Origin of the sequence: Bacillus cereus group sp. BfR-BA-01379 (genome assembly GCF_022663605.1) — a bacterium.
In the GTDB taxonomy this organism is placed as follows: domain Bacteria; phylum Bacillota; class Bacilli; order Bacillales; family Bacillaceae_G; genus Bacillus_A; species Bacillus_A mobilis.
In genome coordinates this window covers 76,086-99,763 of the sequence record NZ_JAKUFT010000005.1, presented here as the reverse complement: position 1 = coordinate 99,763, position 23,678 = coordinate 76,086, and the positions used below count along the sequence as shown (strand labels likewise).

The following is a 23,678-nucleotide window of genomic DNA, read 5'->3' as shown; positions in this document are numbered from 1 at the left end:
CTAGAAGTTCGGACAATATATCATATAATTTTGTCCAATTTCATATGACTATTAAAAAATACCTTTTGTTTGCATCGCAAGTTGTGTAACATAAAAAACCTTTCTTCTAGAACTTATTCACTAAAAGAAAGGTTCATGACTTATGATTTTAAAAAAATTGGTTCTCCATTCTTTACCGTATACGGTAAAGAATACGCAGGTACAAATGGAGAATCGTTCGAAAGTATATTCCGAATATCTTCCCCCTCCTTAAATTGACCTTCATTTTTTTTCAACGCTTCATATAAGTCGATTCGATAATCAACATAAACTTCTCCCTTTTCATTGATTACAAAAGGAAGCCCTTTACCAGAATACGGACTTGTCACTTGCGGTACATCTTTATATCCTAGTTTTTTGAAATCTAATTCATACACACCATCTGAAATTACCTTTTTAAAAGGTGGATATCGATGTTCATCCCGATACATCCTAAGCTTTAATGATAATTCCTGGATTTGTTCAGCCATCCTAACATCAATTAACTTTACTGTCGGGTTTGTTTCAACATCTATTAATACGTATTGGTATACGCCCCCGCTTTCATACGCATTCCCTGGCGCTTCTTGTATGTAACGCGGCGCAATCTTTTGAAAATCGATTGGATACTTTTGATAAATAGGCGTATTCATATCCCGCGTCTTAATCGGCAATATCCCATCATTTTGCTCCTTAAATGTCGCTACAGCTTTTTGAACAACCTGTAGCTGATCTTCATAAGGAACAGCATTTTGTTTCATATTTTCTTTCGGATACAGACATCCTGTTAAAAGGCTCATACAACAAAATATTAAAATAATATGGACTTTTTTCACTAGCAATCACCTTTTCATACTAATATAGCTTGCTTTGTATGTAACATTTTCGAGACTATCCCCTTTACTGCTGTACAGGTCCACTAAATACAACAAGAAAAATAACAATTCCTGATACAATCATAAGGGTGTACGCTACTAACGCTGTAATCCCTTTCAAAAATTTATTCTTTATTTTGTATCTACTTAGTAAAATAAAACTTACTGCAAAAAACATAAATCCAATTGCTCCTAAAGCAAACCACATTTTTAAAAGCCCTTCTGACATATACACACCCCATTTTATTAATCTATTTTTATACTATTTTAACAAATTAAAATCTTTAAACAAATACAAAAAAGAACATTTCACTACAAATTGCAAATATGTAACTTTAATCAACTGGTTTTTTCACAACTTTTACTAATCTAGATAAAAATAAAACCGAAGCGAGTGTATCTCTCGCTTCGGTTGACCAAATATGCCCAAAACAGCTCTATTCCCATACTTTCATGGCTATCATATGCAATCTACAAACTCTTTGTTTCTCATATATTTTATTTTTTAAACATTTTGCTTAACGAGCCAAAATCAGCGGGCATATTATTGTTAATGATCGCTTTTACAATTTGATCCTCTTGTTCTTTCGGCACTTCACGTCCTGCCATAAGAGCCACTTGATGAATCAATTGACGAAGCACAGTCTCATCACGTAAATTCGCGTTTTGCACAGATGATGCTAATTTAAAAATATCTTCTTTATTCACTTTCGCTTCTTTTTCAATGTTATTAAAAATATTATTATCCATTCTTTTCACCCTCTCCTCAAGTTACTCTTCATCCTATGCAAAAATAAAAAAATGGTGAAAATACCCAAAAAAAATAAAAAGCGACAGAAGTACAAATGTACTTCTGTCGCTTTTCTTTAAAGTAAGTCTGGTATAGCTTCCACTTCATGTTTTCGAACACGCCCCATCAATGAGCCTACTGCATCTTTCACATTATTCCCATTGAATAGCACATCATATAAAGCAGCTGTAATCGGCATTTCAACTTCCATTTTCTCAGCTAATTCGTGAGCAGCTTTCGTTGTTCTCACACCTTCTACAACCATACCCATACTTTCTAACACTTCTTCTAAAGAGTGCCCTTTTCCAAGCATATTTCCAGCGCGCCAATTTCGGCTATGAACGCTTGTACAAGTTACGATTAAGTCTCCCATTCCAGTTAGACCAGCAAACGTTAACGGATTTCCGCCCATTTTTCTACCTAAACGAGCAATCTCTGTTAAACCACGTGTCATTAATGCTGCTTTCGCATTATCACCTAATCCAAGACCATCAGTTATTCCAGCAGCTAATGCGATAATATTTTTTAACGCACCACCAAGCTCAACTCCAACGATATCTGGATTTGTGTATACACGGAAGTAGCTATTCATAAACAAGTCTTGTACTTCCTCAGCCGCTTCCATACGCTTTGCTGCAGACGTAACCGTCGTCTCTTGACGTAAACCGACTTCTTCAGCATGACTCGGTCCAGACAGCACAACAACGTCTTTAATCAAGTTCTCTGGAATTTCTTCCTCAATCACTTCCGAAATACGTTTTGACGTACCAGGTTCAATTCCTTTACTTGCATGAACCCAAGTAATCGGACCCGCTACATATTTCTTCATATCTTGCAATACTTCTCTATACGCTTTCGTTGGCACTACAAGAAGTACTACATTTACATCTACTAATGCTTCTTCTAAAGAAGAGTAGGCTACGATTGTGCTTGGCAATGTAATTCCTGGAAGGTATCGACTATTCTCATGTTTCGTATTAATCTCATCCATAAGTTCAGATCGATTTCCCCAAATTCGTACATCATGTCCATTGTCAGCCAATACCATCGCTAACGCTGTTCCCCAGCTACCTGCTCCTACTACTGTGATTTTTGTCATAAAATCACATCCTCTCCATTAGTCTCTTGCTCTAGCGATAATGTGAATCGGCGTTCCTACAAAACCGAACGCTTCACGTAAACGATTCTTTAAGAAGCGCTCATATGAGAAGTGCATTAACTCTGTATCGTTTACAAATATAACAAATGTTGGTGGTTTTACCGCAACCTGTGTCGCATAGAAGATTTTCAGACGGCTACCATTATGAGTTGGTGTTGGATTCATCGCTACCGCATCCATAATTACATCATTTAATACGTTCGTTTGAATACGAATGCTATGGCTTTCATTTACTTCATTAATAACTGGTAATAATGTTTGTGTACGTTTTTTCGTTTTTGCAGATAAGAATACAATCGGTGCGTACTCTAAAAATTGGAAATGAGCACGGATGTTTTCTTCAAATGCTTTCATTGTTTTTTCATCTTTTTTCACTGCATCCCATTTGTTTACGACGATAATAACAGCACGTCCTGAATCATGAGCATATCCAGCAATTTTTTTATCCTGTTCAATAATTCCTTCTTCTCCGTCTAAAACGACTAAAACAACGTCAGAACGTTCAATCGCTCTAAGTGCACGAAGTACACTATACTTTTCTGTACTTTCGTATACTTTCCCTTTTTTACGCATACCAGCTGTATCGATGATTACATAATCTTGACCATCTTTACTATATGGCGTATCAACAGCATCACGTGTCGTTCCCGCTATATTACTTACAATTACACGTTCTTGACCAAGAAGTGCATTTACAAGTGATGATTTCCCTACATTTGGACGTCCAATTAAAGAGAAACGGATTGTTTCATCATCGTACGCTTCTTCTTCAATCTTTGGAAAATGATTTGCAGCTTCATCTAACAAATCACCAAGTCCTAAACCGTGTGTACCTGAAATCGGGAATGGCTCGCCAAATCCTAATGCATAAAAATCATAAATATCACTACGCATCTCTGGATTATCAACCTTATTTACCGCAAGTACAATTGGTTTTTTAGAACGATATAAAATTTTAGCAACTTCTTCATCCGCTGCAGTTACACCATCGCGACCATTCGTCATAAAAATGATAACATCTGCTTCATCAATCGCTACTTCCGCTTGTTGACGAATTTGTGTCAAGAACGGCTCGTCTCCAATATCAATTCCACCTGTGTCAATAATGTTAAACTCATGATTTAACCATTCTCCCGCACTATAAATACGGTCTCGCGTTATACCTGGTATATCTTCTACGATTGAAACTCTTTCTCCAACAATTCTATTGAAAATAGTAGATTTTCCTACGTTCGGGCGGCCTACTATTGCTATTACTGGTTTCGGCATATACTTTCATCCTTTCAACTTGCTTCTGTTTATTATGTAAAAAACCCTTCTTTGTGCAAGAAGGGATTTGCATTCCAGAATATTTCTCAACGTATCAAAACACCTCACATTATAACACACGTTGCTAATGTTTCACAATAATATATACATTCTCTTGTAAGCGATGCGCAATACCATCTAAAATTGCCTCTAAATTATTTGCAACAAATTCTAATTCCTCTGTCGATTCACAAGTAAACAAAGGGGCACCACCAGCAAATTTCTCTGGCGCTGTTGTAATAACTGCGAGAATTACACTTTCTAACATCATCCCTTATCTCCCCTTCCTTTCGGGGCTTCCGATGACATATGAACAGCACTTTCTAACGTCGGCACATTTCCTATGACACCTATCGCTTTCTCTGCATCTTGATCTTGTGGCAAGACAAAGATTCCAACCCTACCATCTTCTAAATCACGCTTTGCTAACGGCACAAGCGCCGGCGTACCAGAATCTCTATAAATCCCTAAAGCGACAGAAACATCATGTAAAATAGCTTGTCGTTGTCCTAAGTTTGAGATTGTCACCATCGCATCAATTGATTTCGGCCTTAAAATAAAGCCCATTCCATACTTCATAATTTCCTCTTGCCTCGCTGGCAATCCAATATTCATAATGTAAATATTATCAATATACAGCCCCGCTCCTTCAAAACGAAGTGGAACATGCTCGATATCAACAAGATCATGTAACCTTTTGCCCGACATTAATTTTTTTGCGATAATAAATGCGATGATAGCCATAATTACTCCAGCAATCCATGAACGGAACCCTATATATGCAAACGTCGTTGCAAACGACGTTAACATCGCCAAATAGTTCCGACTTTCAAAAACTAATGCAATCCCTTCAATATATGTATTTCCACGCGGTACGAGCTCATATCCATCTAATTGTTGAAGTGTATTTCTTTCCATATTACGCACATCACGAAACTGCGTTGCTGCCAATGTAAGAAACGTAATAGCAGAAAAATCTTTTTTCAAAATTGACGGAATCGCAATTGCTCCTAAAGCCGCTGCAATTAACCCCATCGCAACGTGAATAATTTTCCCGTGGAGTCTCGTCGGATATTGACGCGTATCTGTCCGGAGCATTAGCACTCTCGTTACTGTCCCCGCTATTACTCCGCATAAAATGGCCGGTGTATATTCAGTCATGTATTACCCTCGCCTTTCTTTTACGTGTTTTCCCTTTGAACTGTTCCATATATACTGATGCTTTTGCAATCCAAAACAAAATTGCCATAAACAATGTAGAAACGGCGACGATATCAAAAAACGCTAAGCTACCGTAATCGTAAGGGAAGTGTAGTTTCCGAAAAATAAGTGTCACAAACAATTCTCCCTGTAACATTCCTACATAAAGAGAACATAATCGTAATATGCGATCTTCGTGTAGTAAAACCGATGCATACACAAGAGCACTACTTAACAAAAACAGCCTATCCACCACAATCCAAATTGGATCATATACTTCTAACAAATGAAAACTTGTATATAACATTGCAATAATAAGTGCCGAAAGTAAGGTATATAATTTTTTCCAAATAGAATAGAGCGTGATTCCTATAAAAGCAACAATACAAAGCAAAAGCGCATTTACTGATACCGCGAATGAAGCAATCGTTACATGCAACGGAGAGCAAATAATAAAAATCAATATACAGGCGCTTAGCTTCCACCGAATAGAATCCTTTTTCATAAAAAAAGTTACGACAATCCACCCTATCCAAGCTATAAAATAAAAAGTACTCCCTTCCATCATTTCACCTCCTATGTTTTCCATTATGGGAACTTTTTATGAAAGTTAATCCACTTTCTTCGCGCATAGTTTTTTCATATAACAGCAACACTTTTAATAAGGAGGTGCTATTCATTATGGGTAAAGATCGTCAAGAACGAAAACTAAGAGAATCACGCCGCGTTGAATCTGATCGTGACCAATCACTACAATATCCAGGTGCAACTGGACTAGATACACCAGAACAAGCTCGCAAGCAGAATCAGCACTAATGAATACAAAAAGACGGTTTCGATATTGTACGAAACCGTCTTTTACATTTTACTTATATCGAAATAATATTTCATATATAAATCTTTCTAGGATTTTTTTACCTCCACCTATTTCCTTTGACAAAATCAAACAATTTCCAATCATTCAGCCGTACAATACCTACAATTTCCAACCTCTATTTCAGTCGAAATTTTCACAAACTAATGTTTATATACATAATAATAATTTTTTTTATTTTTATAGAATATTAATTCATCACTCACTTTATATTACTAAAAAAGAGCAGAAAACAAAAAAATCAACCAAACGGTTGATTTTTTATCTTCTACTATAATGCGTCGTATCAATACCACGCTGCGTTAACCAATGATATGTTTCACCCTTTACAACAAGAGGCACAGCCTGTAACTCTTCTATCGTCTTCGCACCAAGAGCTGTCATAATAAATTTCAAATCTGTATGTAAAAGATCAATTTCATCCACTAACTTCTCAATACCATCTTGCATTAAAATACGTAAAAAGTAACCAGCAAACGCAGTTGTATTCGCCCCTAATGCGATTGCTTTCGCTACGTCGAGCGCTGTTTGTATACCCCCAGATGCAATAAAAGAGAGGTTATTATTTGTAGAGGTTGCTTCAATAATCGAGGTTGCTGTTTGTATGCCCCAGTTATTAAAATAAGAAAGCATTCGCTGTCTTCTTTCATTTTCAACAGCAGCAAAATTCGTACCACCTTGTCCGCCAATATCAATTGCCGTTACACCTACGCTCGCTAACTGCTGCACGGTTTCCTTACTCATCCCAAATCCAACTTCTTTTACAATGACAGGAACTTTACTATTTAAAACAATTTTCTCAATGCGCTGAAGTACACCAGTAAAGTCACGGTCTCCTTCTGGCATTGTTAACTCTTGTATGACATTTAAATGAATTTGCAATGCATTCGCTTCAATCATATCAACGGCACGCTCTGCCTGTTCGCTAGTTGCCTCACTACCTAAATTAGCAAAGAAAATACCATTTGGGTTTACTTTTCTAATAATCTTATAAGAAGCAGCCTCACTTTCATCTTTTAACGCCGCCATTTGCGAACCTACAGCCATAGCAAGATTATGATGTTTCGCTACATATGCTAATTGCTCATTAATATGTAACGTTTTCTCTCCTCCACCACCAGTCATCGCATTGATAAAAATCGGCGAACTTAGTGAAAGTTCGCCGATTTTTGTTTCACATGTTATTGTGTCATAACTTGAATTTGGCAAACCTTGATGCACAAAATCAATATCATGAAAGCCATGCGTACGAGACTGACCAGTAGAAAGAGCGTATTCAATATGATCTAATTTACGTTTTGCCCTTACCACTTGTACCCCTCTTTATTTCTTTAATTTTTTCAGTTGTTCACCAATAATATCACTTAATTGGAAAGTAGCAGAATCAGCATTTGGTTCATACTGACTGTAATCTTCAATTACATTATTTTCCTCAAGCGCTTCTTTTATACTTAAAGAAATACGTTTCTCTGCTACATGGACTTCAAGCACTTTCACTTTTACTTCTTGTCCCATTTCCAATACTTCACTTGGATTTTTCACGTGACGATTTGCAATTTGAGATACGTGCACAAGACCTTCAACGCCAGGTAAAACTTCAACGAATGCACCGAATGTAACAAGACGTTTTACTACTCCCTCACGAATATCTCCAGCCTTTAGTTCGCCAGCCACATTTTCCCAAGGTCCTGGTTGAGCTGCTTTAATTGATAAAGAAATACGTTGTGTATCAGCATCAACAGATAATACCTTTACCTTTACCTTTTGCCCTTGCTCTAATACTTCAGAAGGTTGCTCTACACGTTCGTGTGAAATTTGTGAAATATGAACTAAACCGTCCACACCACCAACATTTACGAAAGCACCAAAATCAGTTAATCGTTGTACTGTTCCTTCAACAACGTCGCCTTCTTTTAATGAAGAGATTGCTTCTTTTTTCTTAGAATCTAGCTCTAATTCTACTACTGCTTTATGCGAAAGGATTACACGATTTTTTTCGCGGTCTAATTCAACAATTTTCACGGCTAATTTTTTGCCTTTATAGTCAGTAAAATCTTCTACATAATGTACTTCTACAAGTGAAGCTGGGATAAAACCACGAACACCAAGGTCCACAACTAATCCACCATTCACGATATCTTTTACAGTCACATCAAATACATGACCAGAAGTAAATTTCTCTTGTAATTCTACCCATGCCTTTTCTGCATCAACTGCACGTTTAGATAAGACAAGATCATCCTCTTCTAATTTAATAACCTTTAATTCTAGTGTTTGATCTAATTCTACTACATCGCTTGCTTTTTCAATATGAACGTTAGCTAATTCACTAATTGGAATTACGCCATCTGTTTTGTATCCAACATTTACAAGCACTTGTTTCTCTTCAACCTTCGTTACAGAACCTGTAACAACGTCACCAACTTGTAATTCTTTTGAATCCATAACTTCTTCATTCATTTTCTCTACCATGGAAATACCTCCCTACAGAATTGACAAAGCATTTTTTATGTATATACGAAATGAAAACGAATGTTTTCATTTGCATGTTTAAGAATTTATCATCACATACTCAGTTTTCATACATTTCACTAGAAAATATATTAAACCTATATAAATAGTATACAGCAAAATCATCTTGAAGAAAGTATGTTTTGAAATATAATAGCGAATATATTCTGAAAGTTTTATCCCTCTTTTACTAACTTCTTACAAATCCGATCATTTGTCAAGGAAAGAGGTTCACAATTCACGTATCCTTTACATTTCTATACAAACAAAAAAAGAAAGAGGCTATCCCCTTTCTTTATTTCGCAAACACTCCTGAAACAATACTCATAATTTTTCGGACAACTTCTTCAATTGATAAAGAAGTTGTATCTAATTCCAATGCATCATCAGCTTTTTTTAGAGGAGAAACTTCGCGTTCTGAATCTAATTTATCACGCTGAGCAATTTCTTCTTTTAACTGCTCTAAATTAGAATCGAAACCTTTATTCATATTTTCTAAATGTCTTCTTTCTGCTCTTTCTTCAACAGAAGCAAGCATAAAGATCTTCACTTCAGCATCTGATAACACATGTGTACCAATATCACGGCCATCCATTACAACGCCGCCTTTTTCCGCTAACTCTTGTTGACGACGTACCATTTCTTCACGAACAAGGCGATGTTTCGCTACAATAGATACTCGATTCGTCACATCAGGTGTACGAATTACTTCAGAAACATCTTGTCCATTTAAAAATACAAGTTGTGTATTTTCTCCTTGTTGAAACTCAATATTCACATTTTTTACAACTTCCATTAACTGCTCTTCATTTTCAATGTCCACTTTTTGCTCAAGGGCTGCATATGTAATCGCACGATACATTGCGCCTGTATCAATATAAACGTAAGAAAGTTTCTTCGCTACTACTTTCGCAACTGTACTTTTTCCAGCAGCAGCTGGACCATCTATAGCAATTGAAATTCGTTTATCCATTGTAACACCTCATTTTTTCACTTATAAAACAAAACGAAAAGCAGGCATTCTCCTGCTTCTTCTCATTTGCTTCACGTCATTAAATCCTCAATTATTGTAGCATAATCCTTCATAGAAGAAAATGAAAACTACCTATTCACCTGTAAGGTTTCTACTTTGTTTTTTACCATGACACCTTCATAATAAACAATTTTAGATAAATATTTCACTGATGACTTATGTATAAATAACAATTGCACAACCGAAAGACAAATGAATTGTATTACTAATATACGAATAATAATTTGCTCCACCTTTTTCAACGTAATTGCTCCCTCCTATCCTATATTTACACTTTCCGTTTCGTGGTTTTACACATCGTACATATAGCAGCTAACTTTATTGTCATTTTCGAGGCATACTTTTATACATTTCCATTGTCGAATTTACTCAAAACATGTTATGTTCTAAATGTATTTTTTTACTTGAAAGGGGTATAAGCATTGAAAAGAATCCTAGTTTTACACACAGGTGGAACAATTGCAATGGAGGAAGATAAAGAAACTGGGGTCGTACAACCAGGTGAAAAAAATCCTCTTTTAAAATTTATTCCTGATTTAGAAGGCGATGTTGATTTGATCGTTGAAGACGTGTTCCATCTACCATCTCCTCATATGACACCGAGCGAAATGTTACAATTACAAGTCATCATCGATGAAAGAGTAAAACAAGACAACATTCATGGCGTAGTCATTACGCATGGTACGGATACATTAGAAGAAACAGCCTATTTCTTAGATTTAACAGTACAGGCAACTATTCCAATCGTTGTAACAGGCGCAATGCGTTCTAGTAATGAATTAGGTGCTGATGGTCTATATAACTTCTTATCGGCTGTAAAAGTCGCTAGCTGTAGTGAAGCAGCTGAAAAAGGTGTTCTAGTCGTATTAAACGACGAAATTCATTGCGCTACAAATGTAACGAAAACACATACTAGTAATGTAGCAACATTCCAGAGTCCACAGTATGGACCAATTGGTATGGTAACAAAGCGCGGCGTTGTATTCCATCACGCTTTAGTACATCATGAAACATATTCAGTAAATAAAGTTTCTAAAAACGTAGTTGTTCTAAAAGCATACGCTGGTATGGACGATACATTGTTAGCAGCAATTGAAAACCTTCCAGTAGATGGGATTGTTATTGAAGCACTTGGACAAGGTAATTTACCTCCAAGAACACTTCCTAGTCTAGAACGATTAATAAACAAAGGAATTCCTGTCGTATTAGTTTCTCGTTGTTTCAACGGCATCGTTCAAGATGTATATTCATATGAAGGTGGCGGCAAGCAATTAAAAGATATGGGTATTGTATTCACATACGGTTTAAATGCTCAAAAAGCACGCATTAAATTATTAGTTGCATTAGAGAATACAACTTCTCATGAATCAATCCAAAATATGTTTATGCACGATTAAAAAAGAAGCTGTCGAAGTTTATTTCGACAGCTTCTTTTTACATTTCTCTCGTTGCAATGGTTTGCGCAATCGCATCCCCATGAAATCGACCGTTCTCAATAAATATTTCATTTGCATTATTTCCAGCAGCAATTACACCTGCAATGAAAATATTTTCAGCGTTCGTTTCCATTGTATCCTCTGTATAAATCGGGCGTCCTGTTTCCTCATCAATCCGAACACCCATCCTCGTTAAGAAACTATGATCAGGATGGTAACCAGTCATCGCAAATACAAAATCATTTTGGATTGTATATGCCTCATCATCAACTGTAAACGTTAATGTATGTTCAGTAACTTCTTTCACGTGAGCCCCGAAATGCATTTGAATTGTGCCGCTTCGTACTAATGCCTCAAACTCCGGCAAAATCCACGGCTTAATGCTCGGAGAGTACTCACTTCCGCGATATAAAACTGTTACACGCGCACCGGCTTTAACAAGTTCTAACGCCGCATCTACACTCGAGTTTTTCCCACCTATAACTACTACATCTCGATCAAAATAAGGATGTCCCTCTTTAAAATAGTGAGCTACTTTCTTCAATTCCTCACCTGGAACATTCATATAATTTGGATTGTCATAATATCCAGTTGCTACAACAATATATTTCGCTATATATATTTCTTTACTTCCGTCACGCTTTGTCGTTTCAACTTGAAAAACATCTCCATCCTTTTGAACTTTCTCCACTCGTTCAAAAGCATTTACACGTACAGATTTACGCTTTACTACTTCACGATAATACGCAAGCGCTTGATTTCGAACAGGCTTACGATTTTCTGTAATAAAAGCTACATCACCAATTTCTAATTTTTCACTAGAAGAGAAAAATGTTTGATGTGTTGGATAATTATAAATCGCATTTACAATGTTTCCTTTTTCAATTACTAACGGGTTTATCCCTACCTTTTGCAACGAAATTGCTGCTGCTAATCCGCACGGACCGCCTCCAATTATGATAGCTGTTTCTTTCTCCATACTCAGCTCACTCCTAGTCTTCTACCAATACGCTATTTATAAAAACAAGAAAAAACCTACTTACAGCAGTAGGCACCTATCTTTATTGTATTCATTTTTCATATATTTGTCATCTAAACGAAACGTACATCCGATAGACATCTGCTAAAAACTGCTGAAATTTAATACCTTGTTTCCCTAATACATTTTCAGGATCAATCTTTCTAGCTGGGTCAAGTGTTTTATGTGATACGATATCTTTTTTCGGATTCAAGCCGAAGTTTTGACATAAATACGCATGATACCACGTAAAACGGGTATATGCTTCCCAAAAGTTAACATCACCGCCATAACAAAGTTCCACTCCAATGGCAGCCTTATTGGCATCATAACCATATAAGTCATTATCTGTCGACACACCATATCGAACATGATAGGCTACTTCATTTATAGGAACAATTTCCAATATTGTTTTATCATCTATAAATGTATGTGCCGAAGCTTTCGGTTGTATTTCATTAAAGTAATCCCGATTCCCTATCGCATTGCTACCAGGGTTCCCCGTATCATGACTTACAATAAATCTTACTTTAGAAAGAGGAATTCCCGGTCGTGAACTTCCATACCCAATATAGTTACGCTCTATAGGAAACATCGCCATTACTACCAACTCCCACTTCAGAAGATTACCTTACTTCTTTATATATGTATTCGGTAGCAATGTCCTTATCGCATATTTCTTATGCGAAGAGAAAATCGAAAATATTTGATGTGAACACCATAAATAATAAAATACTTACAGCAACTCCATAAAAACCGTAAAACCAAACACAATCTTCTTTCGTATCTAAACCGAAAAATTTATTTACTGATTGTAATAATGTGCCACGCTTACTTTGTTTGTTTCTTAATACTTCCACTCGTTCTACAACATCTGCTGGCATCATAAATCTTTGGTCTACTGTCATTTTCATCATTTATCTCTCCTTAAAATCATTTCCGTTTTGTTTATCTAAGGAAAGTATAGCACGTTTGTTCGTACAGAACAAGCGTTCTTTTGATTTTTTATTTTATTTTTCAACAAACCAAGTAAGTATTGAGATTACAAAGGCGATAATAGGCCCTACTACAACCACACCAAATATTAAAAACAGCAGTCCTTCCCCGAACACCCGAACGATACTTGTTTTTGAGGCTTTCATCGTTCTTGCGAGTTCTCCCTCTAACCTCTTAACTTTCTCTTCTAATTGTTCTACTCGTTCCATCATTTCATTTTCCATATACACCACCTCATCCTTATACTTCAACAAAAAAACGTGATTCCCTCGAAAGGAATCACGTTTTCTCATAATATAATATTATACCCAACCTCTGAAGCGACTTGCTTCAGCCATTTTACGAACACCAACCATATACGCCGCTAAGCGCATGTTCACTTTACGAACTTGTGCTGTTTCATAAATAGAATCAAATGATCTTACCATTACTTTTTCTAAACGTTGTTCTACTTCTTCTTCAGTCCAGTAGTAACCTTGGTTATTTTGTACCCACTCAAAGTACGATACTGTTACACCACCAGCACTTGCTAATACGTCCGGAACAAGTAAAATGCCGCGATCTGTTAAAATTTTAGTTGCTTCTAATGTTGTTGGACCATTTGCAGCTTCAACAACGATTTTCGCTTTAATATTGTTAGCATTTTCTTCTGTAATTTGGTTCTCAATTGCAGCTGGAACTAAAATGTCGCAATCCAGTTCTAACAATTCTTTGTTTGAAATTGTATTATTAAATAGTTTTGTTACTGTACCGAAGCTATCACGACGGTCTAATAAATAATCAATATCTAATCCGTTTGGATCATGCAATGCACCGTAAGCATCCGAGATTGCAATAACTTTCGCGCCTGCATCATGCATAAATTTAGCTAAGAAGCTTCCAGCATTACCGAATCCTTGAACAACAACGCGCGCACCTTTAATATCAATGTCGCGTTTTTTTGCAGCTTCACGAATACAAATTGTTACACCTTTCGCTGTTGCTGTTTCACGTCCATGTGATCCACCTAATACAAGTGGCTTACCTGTAATAAATCCTGGTGAATTAAATTCATCGATACGGCTATACTCATCCATCATCCATGCCATAATCTGAGAGTTTGTGAATACATCTGGAGCTGGAATGTCTTTTGTCGGTCCTACGATTTGGCTAATTGCTCGTACATAACCGCGGCTTAATCTTTCTAACTCACGGAATGACATTTCACGTGGGTCACAAATAATTCCACCTTTACCTCCACCGTATGGTAAATCAACAATACCACACTTTAAACTCATCCAGATTGAAAGTGCTTTCACTTCATTTTCTGTCACATTCGGATGGAAGCGAATTCCACCTTTCGTTGGACCAACAGCATCATTATGTTGTGCACGATATCCAGTAAATATTTTAACAGTCCCATCATCCATACGAACTGGTATTTTCACTGTCATCATACGAATTGGTTCTTTTAATAATTCATATACTTCGTTTGGATAACCCAATTTTTCTAATGCTTCACTAATAACAATTTGTGTCGAATTCAATAATTCAAAATGTTGTTCCCTTTGTTGTTGTGTTTTTGTTTGAGTTCCCTTTTCGGCTACCATAGTAAGTAAACCCCCTGTAATTTCACTTGTTTAGTAAACCTTCATTGCCTAGTATACACCGTTAAATTTGGAATGCAATAGAAAACGCTAACAAATATATACAAACTATTTTCTGTTGCAAGCGTTTTCACTATCATTATAGTCCTTTTATCACTTTTAGAAAAGTAAAATACTTAAATATTTAAATATTTTTTATTTTACTTATATATAACACCTTAAGAAGATACTTTTAAGTAATGTAAAGAACGCCTAAGTATTTATGACTCCCGCTATACCATCGATCGTTTTGACATTTCCAGACCAATATTTTAGATTTTTCCAAATAAAAAACAAAACCTAAGCTTTGTTATATTAGCTAAGGTTTTGTTTTTTCACAAAGTAATTGTGTATTTGTTCAATTGCTTGCGAAGCCATTAATTCTTTACCATACTCCATTAGACGATAAATAGTTGCTGTAGACGGATTACCATATTCCGCTAAAATAGCTATAAAATCTGCCTTCAGTAATTGAATTTGCTCCTCTTCTTCTATCCAAAGATAGAAACGACCATCCCACGTATATAGTTTTCCGCCAGTTACATCAAGGTTATATAAACGATTCGACAGGTTAATTACGTCATCTAGTGTAGCAAACTCATAAAGTATATGCTCGCTTTCATCTAGAGTCACTTGCATTTCAATAAACTCGTCACGGAACTCATCATCTGTATCCACATCTTGATGTTCTTTCGTTACAATTACGACCATTCCTTGCGCTTGTAGAGAAAATACTTCAACTGCAATCGGACCATCCGCTTCAAATCCTAGTTCCTTGTTTGCTTCCTGCATCATATCACGAAATAATTGCTGTACTTTCGGTGCATTTCTCCACAAATCTTCTTTCGTTAATCCTCGTTCAGATAAATCATCAAATGTTAAGAAAATTTTTATCTTATTGTAATTTAATCGTTCCAGCCTCATCTCATACCCTCCCTACGTAACCAATGAATATAATTTTTATTATATGAAATAGAAAATAGATGGTTCTTTTCGAACAACTATTCTAACATTTTTAACCAATCATCCCATTCTTCTTTCGTATCACCAATTAGGCGTGTTTGAATGTTCAACTGATCTCGAGCACCTATTTCTCCTATAAAACCAACCGAAAGGTTCTCACTTTTTTCTTGCAACAAATTCATGTCGTTCATCGCGTTCTTAAATTCTCGTCCGTCATCAAAAGAGACTACTACATATGTAGGTTGTATTTGCTCAACAGCTAACAAAATACCTTCTTCCGCTAAACTTGACCTAATATATATCACCTCATATCCCTTTAAGCGTAAATACGTTGAGAAAACAAACCCTTTCAACATATTATTTTCTAACACGACAACTTTGTGTATAGAAGAAAATGTCGATGCATTATGATACACCATTCCTAGACGAGTTTGTAAAAATGATACGACATATTGGAATTGCACCAATGTAACTTCATTATTATTTTTTAACGTTAACAATTTATTTGACACTTGAAGAACAATACTTGCTATAACTTTTTCTGTTGCATAAATACTAAAAGCCTCGTTTAACAATGCAGAAGTTGTAATTTCATCAAATTTTAACAAAGCATGTAGTAAGTCGTCCACTAAAACAACTTCTCTATCGTAATGTATTTCTTTTTGAACACTATGCTGCAAACGATTCCCTTCTAATAATTGAACTGCTTGTCCAATCATCATGCCGGAAGAAACTTTGTCCATTAACCATTTCAAAATTTGAATATGCTCTTCTGTATATAATCGATGCCCCGCATGATTCCGCTTTGGGGCAATAATTTGATATCGTCTCTCCCATGCACGAAGCGTACTCGGCTGAATTCCAATTATATTCGAAACAGCTTTTATGTTATATTTCCCGTTTAGAGTTGGCATCATTTCCCTCCGCATAACGTAATAATATGTGTTTGAGCAGGTGCTCGGAAGCGAAGTGGAATCAACGTTGTTCCATATCCATTACTAACAAAAAGAGTCATATTTGAATGCTTATATACGCCACCTTTTAAATGTTTTTTAGATGGGAATAATCGAATCTGTCCCCCATGTGTATGTCCACTTAAAACAAGTGAAATTTGTTCTTCTCCAGACATTTTACTTATGATATCAGGGTTATGGCTAATTAATATGCGAAAACCATCTTCTTTGCAATCAGCCAACGCCAAATCTAAACGATCACGTTTCAAACCAACATCATCTACACCAAGTAAACAAATTTTTTCTCCTCGTTCAGACTCAAATACAACTCTTGTATTATCTAAAACTTTCACATTATTTTCTAATAACAAAGCATCTAATTCATGATATTCAATCTCATAATCATTATTTCCCCATACAAAATATACAGGAGCTATCGCTCTTAACTTTTGTATATTCGCAGAGATTTTCGATAAAGGGACGCCTCTTTCCGCTAAATCACCACCAATAATTACAAGGTCTACCTTTCCTTTTACTTGTTCAATTAACGAACTTGAAATGACCCTTCTATGAATATCAGAAATAAAAAACACCTTTACTTCTTGAAAACTTTCCGGAAATTCTTCAAATATTAAAGTATGTTCTAACACAGTATTACGCATCGCTTCTGTATACATTACAAGAAGAAATATAATACCAATACATATGAGAGTACTTAATAAGATAATCCATATCATATATTTTTGACTCCCCTCCTCATAAAGAGAATCCTCAATTTTTATAGTAGGTATGTTACTAGCTATCCTGCTTTGCGGAATTATCTTTTATCGGAATTTTTAATTCTTGACCTATTTTCACTTCATCTTTTTGTAAATCATTATACTTTTTAATCACTTCGATCCCAGTTTCATCTGAAAAATATTGCTTCGCTATACTTTCTAAAGTTTCTCCCTCTTTCACCGTATGCGTTACTACTTTCTCAGATGGTGCCCCGGATTCAGATTTAGCTGAATCAAAGAAAATGACCTCAAACGCACTTTTCCCAGCGTTATTACCATCACTTTTCACCTGAATATATTTATCTGTATACCATAAGATACTAATTGGTAGTAATATGAATAGAAATGTTAAAACTCGGACGAAAATATGATTCATTTTAAACTTTTCTTTTTTCTCTTTATTTCTATGAATTTCACTACGCGGCGGTAAACCTTCTTTTTCTTCCACTCGCTCAACTTCTAATTCCTCTTCAAAATCAGGAATTCGTTTTCTCATGTTGTTCACCACCACCTTCCATTTATTTTCTTAATTGGAGTCCCATTATAAAATCAACAAGAAAGTGTGCAAAGATTGTTATAAACAAATTTCCTGTCCATTGAAATACATAACCAAAGACAAAACTAATGAAACAGACGAAACAAAACAAAAATGGCTTTTTTATATACCGAATATGTAACACTGCAAATACTAAACTCGCTATTACAATTCCAAAGTGCGTCTGCACTACACCTCTAAATAGAAATTCTTCTGCAAAACCGATAATGAACGTAATAACGAGTAGATGCATAACTGACATTCCTTGGAACATTCTATCGTTAATACCACCATCATCAAACCAAGACTCTGGAAATACTCGCATTGCAACATAATCTAATAACACAATACCAATTGCTAATAAGCCACCTATTATAAGTATAGACACCGGTTCCCATTTCCACAGACTATACACCGATTTTATATCTCGGAATAATATATATGCTAGTAAACAACCGATACCGATAATAATGAACTGTGTGATATACAGGTTCAGCCTTATTTCTTTCGGACTCATATCTTCAATATTATGCCTTTGAATGTTCATCATTCCCCCATCTTTTCTAGACCGAAAAGCTTTTGTAACTCTGTTTCCCAATTATAGTCGAAATCCGATTGTTGCGCTTGTCTTTTTTTATAATCTGTTTTTGTAATACCACAATAGTCACAGCAATTTTTTAACTCGTTCTCTTTTCTATAACCGAATTGTTGCAGCAAATATTCACGTCTACATCCTTTCACTTGTATCCATGATTTCATGTTTTCTAGCTCACTATATTTATTACGCAGCCTTATTTCTACTTCAGCTATTAATCTGTTCATAATTCCATCTGACAAGCTCTCTAATTTTAATTTTCGCTGTTGTATGATTCCAAGCTGCTCAAGATGATAACGGATGAAACGCCAATATTGTTCATTAAATCTTGCTGCATTATAACAAATTTCTTCTACCTCTTCTATTGGTAATTCTTTCGTTTGAAACATTCTTTCTTGTAGTAAAGAAAATAAAAACTGTATTTGCGACTGACTTGGCAATTCATCCTCAATTATTGAAATTGGCAAATCGTGATCTAACGGACTACATAGTAAGATAGCTATACTCGGTTCACCATCTCTTCCAGCTCTTCCGATTTCTTGTAAATAGGAAGCTATATTAGTCGGATAATGGAAATGAATAATATAGCTCGTATTCGACTTATTTACTCCCATACCAAAAGCACTTGTACATATTACAAGCTGCAACTGGTCATTCATAAACTGTTGTTGAATTAACATACGCTCTTCATGTTCCATACCACCATGATAAAATGCGACACCAGTCACGCCTTTTCCTCTTAAATATTCCGTTAAACGTTCTGTCCACGCTCTACTTGAACAATATACAATTCCTGGCCCTTGTAAATACATCACCTGGTCCAAAAGCACTTCTTTCTTCTCCTCTATCGTCTCCACAAATTGTACTTCCATTGCAATATTTGGACGATCAATAGAGTATACATGCTGCGTCACTTTCTTCAAATCTAAACTCTCCGCTATATCTCGTAGCACATCTTTCGTCGCTGTTGCCGTTAATGCTAGCACCGTAGGAGACCCGATATTCCCAATGACTACATTTAGTTTTTTATAGTCTGGTCTAAAATCATAACCCCATTGCGAAATACAATGAGCCTCATCCACAACAAATAATGAAATATGAACTCTCTTCAATTCTCTTATTAACACTTCCGACTGCAACATCTCTGGTGATACAAAAATAAATTTATATGAAGCTAATTTTTTCATCGCTTCTCTTTTTTCATGTAATGTCCGAAAACTATTAAATGCAATCACTCGGTTTTTCACAACATATTTTAATTGTGTAACCTGATCTTCCATCAAAGATAATAATGGTGATACAACAAGTACTGTTCCTTCTTGCATTAGCCCTGGAAGTTGATAGCACATAGACTTCCCTCTTCCAGTCGGGAGCATTGCTATAACATCTTTTCCTTCTAATAAATCTGTAATTACCCCTTTTTGCCCTGGACGAAATTCAGAATATCCAAACCATCTATATAAATATTCCTCAAGCTTCATTCATACCCTCCATCTGCGCCAATACAAGACGGACCTCAAAATAAGAAATCCCCTCTCCAACCGCTTGTTTCAACTCACGCAACTTACGTGTTTGTAATGCCTCAATTACTTTTGTTACTTTATCTATTTTATCTTTTTCCATAAACATCTCGATTGAAAACTCTTTTTCCCGTAAAGCAATTTCAACAAAATGATCTTCTATCGTTGCAACCTTTAAATTTCTAATTGTCGCTATTTCTTCTAAAGAACGTCCTTGTCTCCAAAAATTATATGTTTTTTTCGTTGATAAACTAAATAATTCAGCTCTCTCATTTGGGTAAGATATAATTTCAGCTAACAGCGGAAATTCATTTTCTTTATCGCGAACTTCTTGTATAAAGAAGTGAATTGTACCCCAAAATAAAAAGTACACCCGAAATATATCTTGTTTCGTAATTTCCGCTAATTGCTGCAATGTACAACCGATACGTTCATATCCTGTTAATCGATATGTTACAATTGTCGCTTCTACCACATCACCTTTTCCTAAAAGATTATGTATTTCTTTCCATAATCTTTTCGCCAATTCACTTCTCCTATACGGTATACCTGTTAAAAAACGTTTCACCCACACCGTTATTTCTGTATCTTGTTGAATGGGAATAAACTTCGTATTATTCTGTTGTAAATTAGATATAGTTTGAATAATTAATGATACTCTTTTCCAAAATGTTTCACCTAATTCTCCATAGTGCAAACCATGTAAATGCGCGGGAAAAGCATACACTTCCTCCCATGTTTGCAACTGCATTTTACCTTTAGATGTTAACAAATATGTATTTTCATGTATTTCTTGAATCAAATCCGCTTGCAACAACTTTGCAACTTCACGATCATAATCTGTTCTATTTAACGATTTATATATTGCAAACAAAAAAGAAATTCGGAACATATTTCCATCTTGTAACGTTTGTGAAGATCGTTTTCCTTTTAATAAATAATAAATAGAAGAAACGGTCCTTTCACCATTCAATTGTTTTAAACAATACAACACAGTATATTGTAGTTGCATTACCGCTTCCACCTTTCAATCTAACTTAGTTACTTTTTAATATGATTGCACAATTAAACTTATCATATCGGCACTGTGTACTTGTATATAGTATATTGTACCAAACGAAATAACATTTACGTATTTTGAAAATCTTGTGACATAATGCAAAAATTAGTTGACACTCTAATTGATAAGGATTATCATTATAATTTTATGTTGAAAAGTTTTAAAAACCGTTTTACAATAAGGTTATAATTTTTATGGCGAGCTTTTCACATACATATTATCAGGAGGGAAAAAAGATGGCAAAATATACAATCGTTGATAAAGATACTTGTATCGCATGTGGTGCTTGCGGCGCTGCTGCACCAGACATTTATGATTATGATGATGAAGGTATTGCATTTGTAACGTTAGACGATAACCAAGGTATCGTTGAAATTCCAGATGTATTAATTGAAGATATGATGGATGCATTCGAAGGTTGTCCAACTGACTCAATTAAAGTTGCTGACGAATCATTTGACGGCGACTCTTTAAAATTCGAATAGTCTTTTATTAACTTCAAAAAATATCCCTCATTAATATGAGGGATATTTTTTGTTTTCTATTTTCATTCTACTTAAAAAACCATTAGTAGTTCCATACTACTAATGGTTTTTTTATATTTTATGCATTTTTCATTTTTGCAAACACCCATACTTTCAGGCGTGAGAATAATGCTACAAATACAATTGTCACAACAATTCCTTTAATCAAATTAAATGGTAAGATTGCCGTTACAACCGTTGTTCTTATAGCCTCGCTAGACATAGCTGGTGAATTTAAAAACCAAGTGTAAGCTGGGAATATAATGATGTAATTTAATACACTCATGATGAGCGCCATTGTAATTGTCCCGAGCATTAATCCTGTCGTTAAACTCTTAACAGTACGATACTTTCTAAATAAGAAAGCTGCCGGTCCAATAAATAAACATCCTGCAATAAAGTTAGCAATTTCTCCAACTGGTACTCCCGTTAAACTCCCTTGAATCCCGTAATGTAAAATATTCTTTATCGCCTCTACAATTATCCCTGCAACTGGCCCGAAAATAATCGCAGCAATTAAAGCAGGTACATCACTAAAATCAATTTTTAAAAATGGCGGAAGCCCTGGAAACGGGAAATCCAACATCATCAGTAAATATGCAATACTACTTAGCATCGCTACACTCACCATCTGCACTACACTGTTTTTTTGTTTCATCTTTCTCTCTCCTTTTCCATCGATCTTCTCATGGAAAGTGGAAAGGTTCTGCTATGCCTACTTTTTCATAGAACGAAAAAACCCTTTGTGTTTTACACAAAGGGAGAATTTAAGGCACATCAAACAGACGTTCAAATCCATATCTTTTTTGAACGCTTGAACCTCCATCTTCTCCCATCCAGACTGTACTGTCGGCTTTGGAATCACACCAAATCCTGCCTTAGCGGCTCGCGGGCTTAGAACAAAATCACATATAGTTCATCACCGCCGGTCGGGATTTTCACCCTGCCCCGAAGATAGACCGATATTCTATTTTCCACTTCATTATACAACAACATGATCGTGTTGTGAACAAAAAAAGTGTAACTTATTAAAAATAAGTTATTAATTTTATATAACCGAAAGCAATCACTTTATTTTACAATACACTCCATATTTTTTAGTATTAGGCATTTCTCCTATGAATCCACTAGTCATATATAGTTAAAAGTGATAAGATGTTGAATTGTTAAGATAAGAACATTTTCTGGATTATGGAGGAAATGTCATGAAGAAAGAAAAGAGACACTCTATTCGAGAAGCAATGAAAAAAAACTTAAGAAAAGAATACTTTTACTTAAAAAAAGAATTACTTTTCCACTGTCCAATTGATTTAGGCACATTCTCAAGCGAGACATACTATGCTGCTTTTGATGAAGATGGCATCAGCATTTATCAGTATGATAAAAAAACAGAGAGTAAATTAAAATTATGTGAGCGTCATCCGTGGAAGAGTTGGAATAAAGTGAAGATTGATCACTACTTGACAACTTCACAATTTATTTTTCAAGGGGAGCGAAACTGGATATTATCCCTTTTCCAAAAAGGGAAAGAAGCTCAAAAAATAATTGAAGAGCATACATCTTTGCAAACTGAAGTTGTTTCCCGCTCTTTCTTAAAAAAGCTTCCAGGGTTCCGTTCTAATGCACCGCTGAATAAATACATCGGCAGCATTTGCTACACTGCACTTATTGCATTTTCATTAAAATGGATGATTCCATTTCAAGCACCACAAATTGCCCTGTACTCCATTTCAATCGGTTGTATGCTTCTTGGTCTACTTTGTTTGACAATCGGTTTAATTGAACCAACAATTGTACTGTTTCGGACAAACGAAAAAACAAGAACAAAAGTATTTTACTTATATAGCTACTTAGCTATTTCTGGATTTATATGTGTCTTTATTTTTTGGTAAAAGAAGAGCTAGTT

At 35.4% G+C, this 23,678-nt stretch carries 29 protein-coding genes and 1 riboswitch; of the genes, 4 read left to right on the top strand and 25 right to left on the bottom strand.

What is annotated here, in order from left to right:
- Nucleotides 1-140 precede the first annotated feature (140 nt).
- The 8 genes from MR113_RS03605 to MR113_RS03570 form a co-directional block, all read right to left on the bottom strand.
- Nucleotides 141-854 (bottom strand): hypothetical protein, encoded by a 714-nt coding sequence (locus MR113_RS03605; RefSeq protein ID WP_242251096.1) that lies wholly within the window; start codon nucleotides 852-854, stop codon nucleotides 141-143.
- Between the two features lie 64 nt (nucleotides 855-918).
- The gene (locus MR113_RS03600; RefSeq protein ID WP_001289002.1) at nucleotides 919-1,122 is read right to left on the bottom strand and encodes a DUF2768 domain-containing protein; all 204 of its coding nucleotides are present in this window, start codon (nucleotides 1,120-1,122) and stop codon (nucleotides 919-921) included.
- 269 nt (nucleotides 1,123-1,391) lie between these two features.
- On the bottom strand, nucleotides 1,392-1,643 hold the full coding sequence (locus MR113_RS03595) for a stage VI sporulation protein F (RefSeq protein WP_000369753.1): 252 nt from the start codon (nucleotides 1,641-1,643) through the stop codon (nucleotides 1,392-1,394).
- Between the two features lie 116 nt (nucleotides 1,644-1,759).
- A complete protein-coding gene (locus MR113_RS03590; protein ID WP_000161774.1) occupies nucleotides 1,760-2,782 on the bottom strand; it encodes an NAD(P)H-dependent glycerol-3-phosphate dehydrogenase in 1,023 nt (340 codons plus the stop codon).
- An 18-nt stretch (nucleotides 2,783-2,800) separates the two neighbouring features.
- Nucleotides 2,801-4,111, bottom strand: coding sequence for a ribosome biogenesis GTPase Der (gene der / locus MR113_RS03585; RefSeq protein ID WP_001125888.1), 1,311 nt, complete (start codon nucleotides 4,109-4,111; stop codon nucleotides 2,801-2,803).
- Between the two features lie 124 nt (nucleotides 4,112-4,235).
- Entirely contained in the window at nucleotides 4,236-4,421 is a 186-nt protein-coding gene (locus MR113_RS03580; RefSeq protein ID WP_061677809.1) for a capping complex subunit for YIEGIA, read from the bottom strand.
- A complete protein-coding gene (locus MR113_RS03575) occupies nucleotides 4,418-5,311 on the bottom strand; it encodes a YIEGIA family protein (RefSeq protein WP_061677810.1) in 894 nt (297 codons plus the stop codon). The genes MR113_RS03580 and MR113_RS03575 overlap by 4 nt, the downstream gene beginning before the upstream one ends.
- The gene (locus tag MR113_RS03570) at nucleotides 5,304-5,915 is read right to left on the bottom strand and encodes a YphA family membrane protein (protein ID WP_242251094.1); all 612 of its coding nucleotides are present in this window, start codon (nucleotides 5,913-5,915) and stop codon (nucleotides 5,304-5,306) included. Before MR113_RS03570 ends, MR113_RS03575 begins: the two co-directional genes overlap by 8 nt.
- 116 nt (nucleotides 5,916-6,031) lie before the next feature.
- Between MR113_RS03570 and MR113_RS03565 the strand changes: the two genes are divergently transcribed.
- Complete coding sequence (locus MR113_RS03565; protein ID WP_000513900.1) at nucleotides 6,032-6,166, top strand: YpzI family protein; 135 nt, start codon at nucleotides 6,032-6,034, stop codon at nucleotides 6,164-6,166.
- Nucleotides 6,167-6,485: 319 nt separating this feature from the next.
- Here the strand turns inward: MR113_RS03565 and MR113_RS03560 are convergent, their stop codons facing one another.
- The 4 genes from MR113_RS03560 to MR113_RS03545 form a co-directional block, all read right to left on the bottom strand.
- On the bottom strand, nucleotides 6,486-7,535 hold the full coding sequence (locus MR113_RS03560) for a type 2 isopentenyl-diphosphate Delta-isomerase (protein WP_242251092.1): 1,050 nt from the start codon (nucleotides 7,533-7,535) through the stop codon (nucleotides 6,486-6,488).
- 12 nt (nucleotides 7,536-7,547) lie between these two features.
- Complete coding sequence (gene rpsA, locus MR113_RS03555) at nucleotides 7,548-8,696, bottom strand: 30S ribosomal protein S1 (RefSeq protein WP_242251090.1); 1,149 nt, start codon at nucleotides 8,694-8,696, stop codon at nucleotides 7,548-7,550.
- Nucleotides 8,697-9,030: 334 nt separating this feature from the next.
- Nucleotides 9,031-9,708 (bottom strand): (d)CMP kinase, encoded by a 678-nt coding sequence (cmk, locus tag MR113_RS03550; protein ID WP_242251088.1) that lies wholly within the window; start codon nucleotides 9,706-9,708, stop codon nucleotides 9,031-9,033.
- 128 nt (nucleotides 9,709-9,836) lie between these two features.
- Nucleotides 9,837-10,010: a YpfB family protein gene (locus MR113_RS03545; RefSeq protein ID WP_088029087.1), complete on the bottom strand. Its 174-nt coding sequence runs from the start codon at nucleotides 10,008-10,010 to the stop codon at nucleotides 9,837-9,839.
- A 180-nt stretch (nucleotides 10,011-10,190) separates the two neighbouring features.
- Here MR113_RS03545 and ansA point away from each other — a divergent pair, with 180 nt between their 5' ends.
- The gene (gene ansA / locus MR113_RS03540; RefSeq protein WP_071721983.1) at nucleotides 10,191-11,165 is read left to right on the top strand and encodes an asparaginase; all 975 of its coding nucleotides are present in this window, start codon (nucleotides 10,191-10,193) and stop codon (nucleotides 11,163-11,165) included.
- Nucleotides 11,166-11,202: 37 nt separating this feature from the next.
- On the opposite strand, the gene MR113_RS03535 is transcribed toward ansA, so the two are convergent.
- The 12 genes from MR113_RS03535 to MR113_RS03480 form a co-directional block, all read right to left on the bottom strand.
- Complete coding sequence (locus tag MR113_RS03535) at nucleotides 11,203-12,183, bottom strand: YpdA family putative bacillithiol disulfide reductase (RefSeq protein ID WP_242251080.1); 981 nt, start codon at nucleotides 12,181-12,183, stop codon at nucleotides 11,203-11,205.
- A 109-nt stretch (nucleotides 12,184-12,292) separates the two neighbouring features.
- Complete coding sequence (locus tag MR113_RS03530; RefSeq protein ID WP_001240651.1) at nucleotides 12,293-12,823, bottom strand: peptidoglycan recognition protein family protein; 531 nt, start codon at nucleotides 12,821-12,823, stop codon at nucleotides 12,293-12,295.
- Between the two features lie 79 nt (nucleotides 12,824-12,902).
- Nucleotides 12,903-13,139: a DUF3961 domain-containing protein gene (locus MR113_RS03525; protein ID WP_001983018.1), complete on the bottom strand. Its 237-nt coding sequence runs from the start codon at nucleotides 13,137-13,139 to the stop codon at nucleotides 12,903-12,905.
- A 93-nt stretch (nucleotides 13,140-13,232) separates the two neighbouring features.
- Complete coding sequence (locus MR113_RS03520) at nucleotides 13,233-13,442, bottom strand: hypothetical protein (protein ID WP_242251068.1); 210 nt, start codon at nucleotides 13,440-13,442, stop codon at nucleotides 13,233-13,235.
- A gap of 78 nt (nucleotides 13,443-13,520) precedes the next feature.
- Entirely contained in the window at nucleotides 13,521-14,807 is a 1,287-nt protein-coding gene (gene gudB / locus MR113_RS03515) for an NAD-specific glutamate dehydrogenase (RefSeq protein ID WP_000225171.1), read from the bottom strand.
- Nucleotides 14,808-15,158: 351 nt separating this feature from the next.
- Nucleotides 15,159-15,767: a genetic competence negative regulator gene (locus tag MR113_RS03510; protein WP_242251066.1), complete on the bottom strand. Its 609-nt coding sequence runs from the start codon at nucleotides 15,765-15,767 to the stop codon at nucleotides 15,159-15,161.
- Nucleotides 15,768-15,844: 77 nt separating this feature from the next.
- On the bottom strand, nucleotides 15,845-16,720 hold the full coding sequence (locus MR113_RS03505) for a MerR family transcriptional regulator (RefSeq protein ID WP_242251064.1): 876 nt from the start codon (nucleotides 16,718-16,720) through the stop codon (nucleotides 15,845-15,847).
- Nucleotides 16,720-17,496 (bottom strand): metallophosphoesterase, encoded by a 777-nt coding sequence (locus tag MR113_RS03500; RefSeq protein WP_242251062.1) that lies wholly within the window; start codon nucleotides 17,494-17,496, stop codon nucleotides 16,720-16,722. The genes MR113_RS03505 and MR113_RS03500 overlap by 1 nt, the downstream gene beginning before the upstream one ends.
- Before the next feature lie 58 nt (nucleotides 17,497-17,554).
- A complete protein-coding gene (locus MR113_RS03495; RefSeq protein ID WP_242251060.1) occupies nucleotides 17,555-18,034 on the bottom strand; it encodes a LysM peptidoglycan-binding domain-containing protein in 480 nt (159 codons plus the stop codon).
- Between the two features lie 22 nt (nucleotides 18,035-18,056).
- Nucleotides 18,057-18,620, bottom strand: coding sequence for a CPBP family intramembrane glutamic endopeptidase (locus tag MR113_RS03490; RefSeq protein ID WP_073517756.1), 564 nt, complete (start codon nucleotides 18,618-18,620; stop codon nucleotides 18,057-18,059).
- Nucleotides 18,620-20,149: a RecQ family ATP-dependent DNA helicase gene (locus MR113_RS03485; protein ID WP_242251058.1), complete on the bottom strand. Its 1,530-nt coding sequence runs from the start codon at nucleotides 20,147-20,149 to the stop codon at nucleotides 18,620-18,622. The genes MR113_RS03490 and MR113_RS03485 overlap by 1 nt, the downstream gene beginning before the upstream one ends.
- Nucleotides 20,139-21,200 (bottom strand): YpbB family protein, encoded by a 1,062-nt coding sequence (locus MR113_RS03480; RefSeq protein ID WP_242251056.1) that lies wholly within the window; start codon nucleotides 21,198-21,200, stop codon nucleotides 20,139-20,141. Before MR113_RS03480 ends, MR113_RS03485 begins: the two co-directional genes overlap by 11 nt.
- A 284-nt stretch (nucleotides 21,201-21,484) precedes the next feature.
- Here MR113_RS03480 and MR113_RS03475 point away from each other — a divergent pair, with 284 nt between their 5' ends.
- Nucleotides 21,485-21,733, top strand: coding sequence for a ferredoxin (locus MR113_RS03475; protein ID WP_001151994.1), 249 nt, complete (start codon nucleotides 21,485-21,487; stop codon nucleotides 21,731-21,733).
- 118 nt (nucleotides 21,734-21,851) lie between these two features.
- Here the strand turns inward: MR113_RS03475 and MR113_RS03470 are convergent, their stop codons facing one another.
- On the bottom strand, nucleotides 21,852-22,430 hold the full coding sequence (locus tag MR113_RS03470; RefSeq protein WP_000810851.1) for an ECF transporter S component: 579 nt from the start codon (nucleotides 22,428-22,430) through the stop codon (nucleotides 21,852-21,854).
- Between the two features lie 162 nt (nucleotides 22,431-22,592).
- Nucleotides 22,593-22,732, bottom strand: a riboswitch (FMN riboswitch).
- Between the two features lie 245 nt (nucleotides 22,733-22,977).
- On the opposite strand from MR113_RS03470, the gene MR113_RS03465 reads away from it, so the two are divergent.
- Entirely contained in the window at nucleotides 22,978-23,664 is a 687-nt protein-coding gene (locus MR113_RS03465) for a hypothetical protein (protein WP_242251055.1), read from the top strand.
- Nucleotides 23,665-23,678: the final 14 nt, after the last annotated feature.

Bases quoted from the DNA above. Each gene is read 5' to 3' on its own strand.
- MR113_RS03600 (WP_001289002.1), bottom strand. From the start codon at position 1,122: ATGTCAGAAGGGCTTTTAAAAATGTGGTTTGCTTTAGGAGCAATTGGA.
- MR113_RS03595 (WP_000369753.1), bottom strand. From the start codon at position 1,643: ATGGATAATAATATTTTTAATAACATTGAAAAAGAAGCGAAAGTGAAT.
- MR113_RS03590 (WP_000161774.1), bottom strand. From the start codon at position 2,782: ATGACAAAAATCACAGTAGTAGGAGCAGGTAGCTGGGGAACAGCGTTA.
- der (WP_001125888.1), bottom strand. From the start codon at position 4,111: ATGCCGAAACCAGTAATAGCAATAGTAGGCCGCCCGAACGTAGGAAAA.
- MR113_RS03580 (WP_061677809.1), bottom strand. From the start codon at position 4,421: ATGATGTTAGAAAGTGTAATTCTCGCAGTTATTACAACAGCGCCAGAG.
- MR113_RS03575 (WP_061677810.1), bottom strand. From the start codon at position 5,311: ATGACTGAATATACACCGGCCATTTTATGCGGAGTAATAGCGGGGACA.
- MR113_RS03570 (WP_242251094.1), bottom strand. From the start codon at position 5,915: ATGGAAGGGAGTACTTTTTATTTTATAGCTTGGATAGGGTGGATTGTC.
- MR113_RS03565 (WP_000513900.1), top strand. From the start codon at position 6,032: ATGGGTAAAGATCGTCAAGAACGAAAACTAAGAGAATCACGCCGCGTT.
- rpsA (WP_242251090.1), bottom strand. From the start codon at position 8,696: ATGGTAGAGAAAATGAATGAAGAAGTTATGGATTCAAAAGAATTACAA.
- cmk (WP_242251088.1), bottom strand. From the start codon at position 9,708: ATGGATAAACGAATTTCAATTGCTATAGATGGTCCAGCTGCTGCTGGA.
- MR113_RS03535 (WP_242251080.1), bottom strand. From the start codon at position 12,183: ATGGAGAAAGAAACAGCTATCATAATTGGAGGCGGTCCGTGCGGATTA.
- MR113_RS03530 (WP_001240651.1), bottom strand. From the start codon at position 12,823: ATGGCGATGTTTCCTATAGAGCGTAACTATATTGGGTATGGAAGTTCA.
- MR113_RS03525 (WP_001983018.1), bottom strand. From the start codon at position 13,139: ATGATGAAAATGACAGTAGACCAAAGATTTATGATGCCAGCAGATGTT.
- MR113_RS03520 (WP_242251068.1), bottom strand. From the start codon at position 13,442: ATGGAAAATGAAATGATGGAACGAGTAGAACAATTAGAAGAGAAAGTT.
- gudB (WP_000225171.1), bottom strand. From the start codon at position 14,807: ATGGTAGCCGAAAAGGGAACTCAAACAAAAACACAACAACAAAGGGAA.
- MR113_RS03510 (WP_242251066.1), bottom strand. From the start codon at position 15,767: ATGAGGCTGGAACGATTAAATTACAATAAGATAAAAATTTTCTTAACA.
- MR113_RS03505 (WP_242251064.1), bottom strand. From the start codon at position 16,720: ATGCCAACTCTAAACGGGAAATATAACATAAAAGCTGTTTCGAATATA.
- MR113_RS03500 (WP_242251062.1), bottom strand. From the start codon at position 17,496: ATGATATGGATTATCTTATTAAGTACTCTCATATGTATTGGTATTATA.
- MR113_RS03495 (WP_242251060.1), bottom strand. From the start codon at position 18,034: ATGAGAAAACGAATTCCTGATTTTGAAGAGGAATTAGAAGTTGAGCGA.
- MR113_RS03490 (WP_073517756.1), bottom strand. From the start codon at position 18,620: ATGAACATTCAAAGGCATAATATTGAAGATATGAGTCCGAAAGAAATA.
- MR113_RS03485 (WP_242251058.1), bottom strand. From the start codon at position 20,149: ATGAAGCTTGAGGAATATTTATATAGATGGTTTGGATATTCTGAATTT.
- MR113_RS03480 (WP_242251056.1), bottom strand. From the start codon at position 21,200: ATGCAACTACAATATACTGTGTTGTATTGTTTAAAACAATTGAATGGT.
- MR113_RS03475 (WP_001151994.1), top strand. From the start codon at position 21,485: ATGGCAAAATATACAATCGTTGATAAAGATACTTGTATCGCATGTGGT.
- MR113_RS03470 (WP_000810851.1), bottom strand. From the start codon at position 22,430: ATGAAACAAAAAAACAGTGTAGTGCAGATGGTGAGTGTAGCGATGCTA.
- MR113_RS03465 (WP_242251055.1), top strand. From the start codon at position 22,978: ATGAAGAAAGAAAAGAGACACTCTATTCGAGAAGCAATGAAAAAAAAC.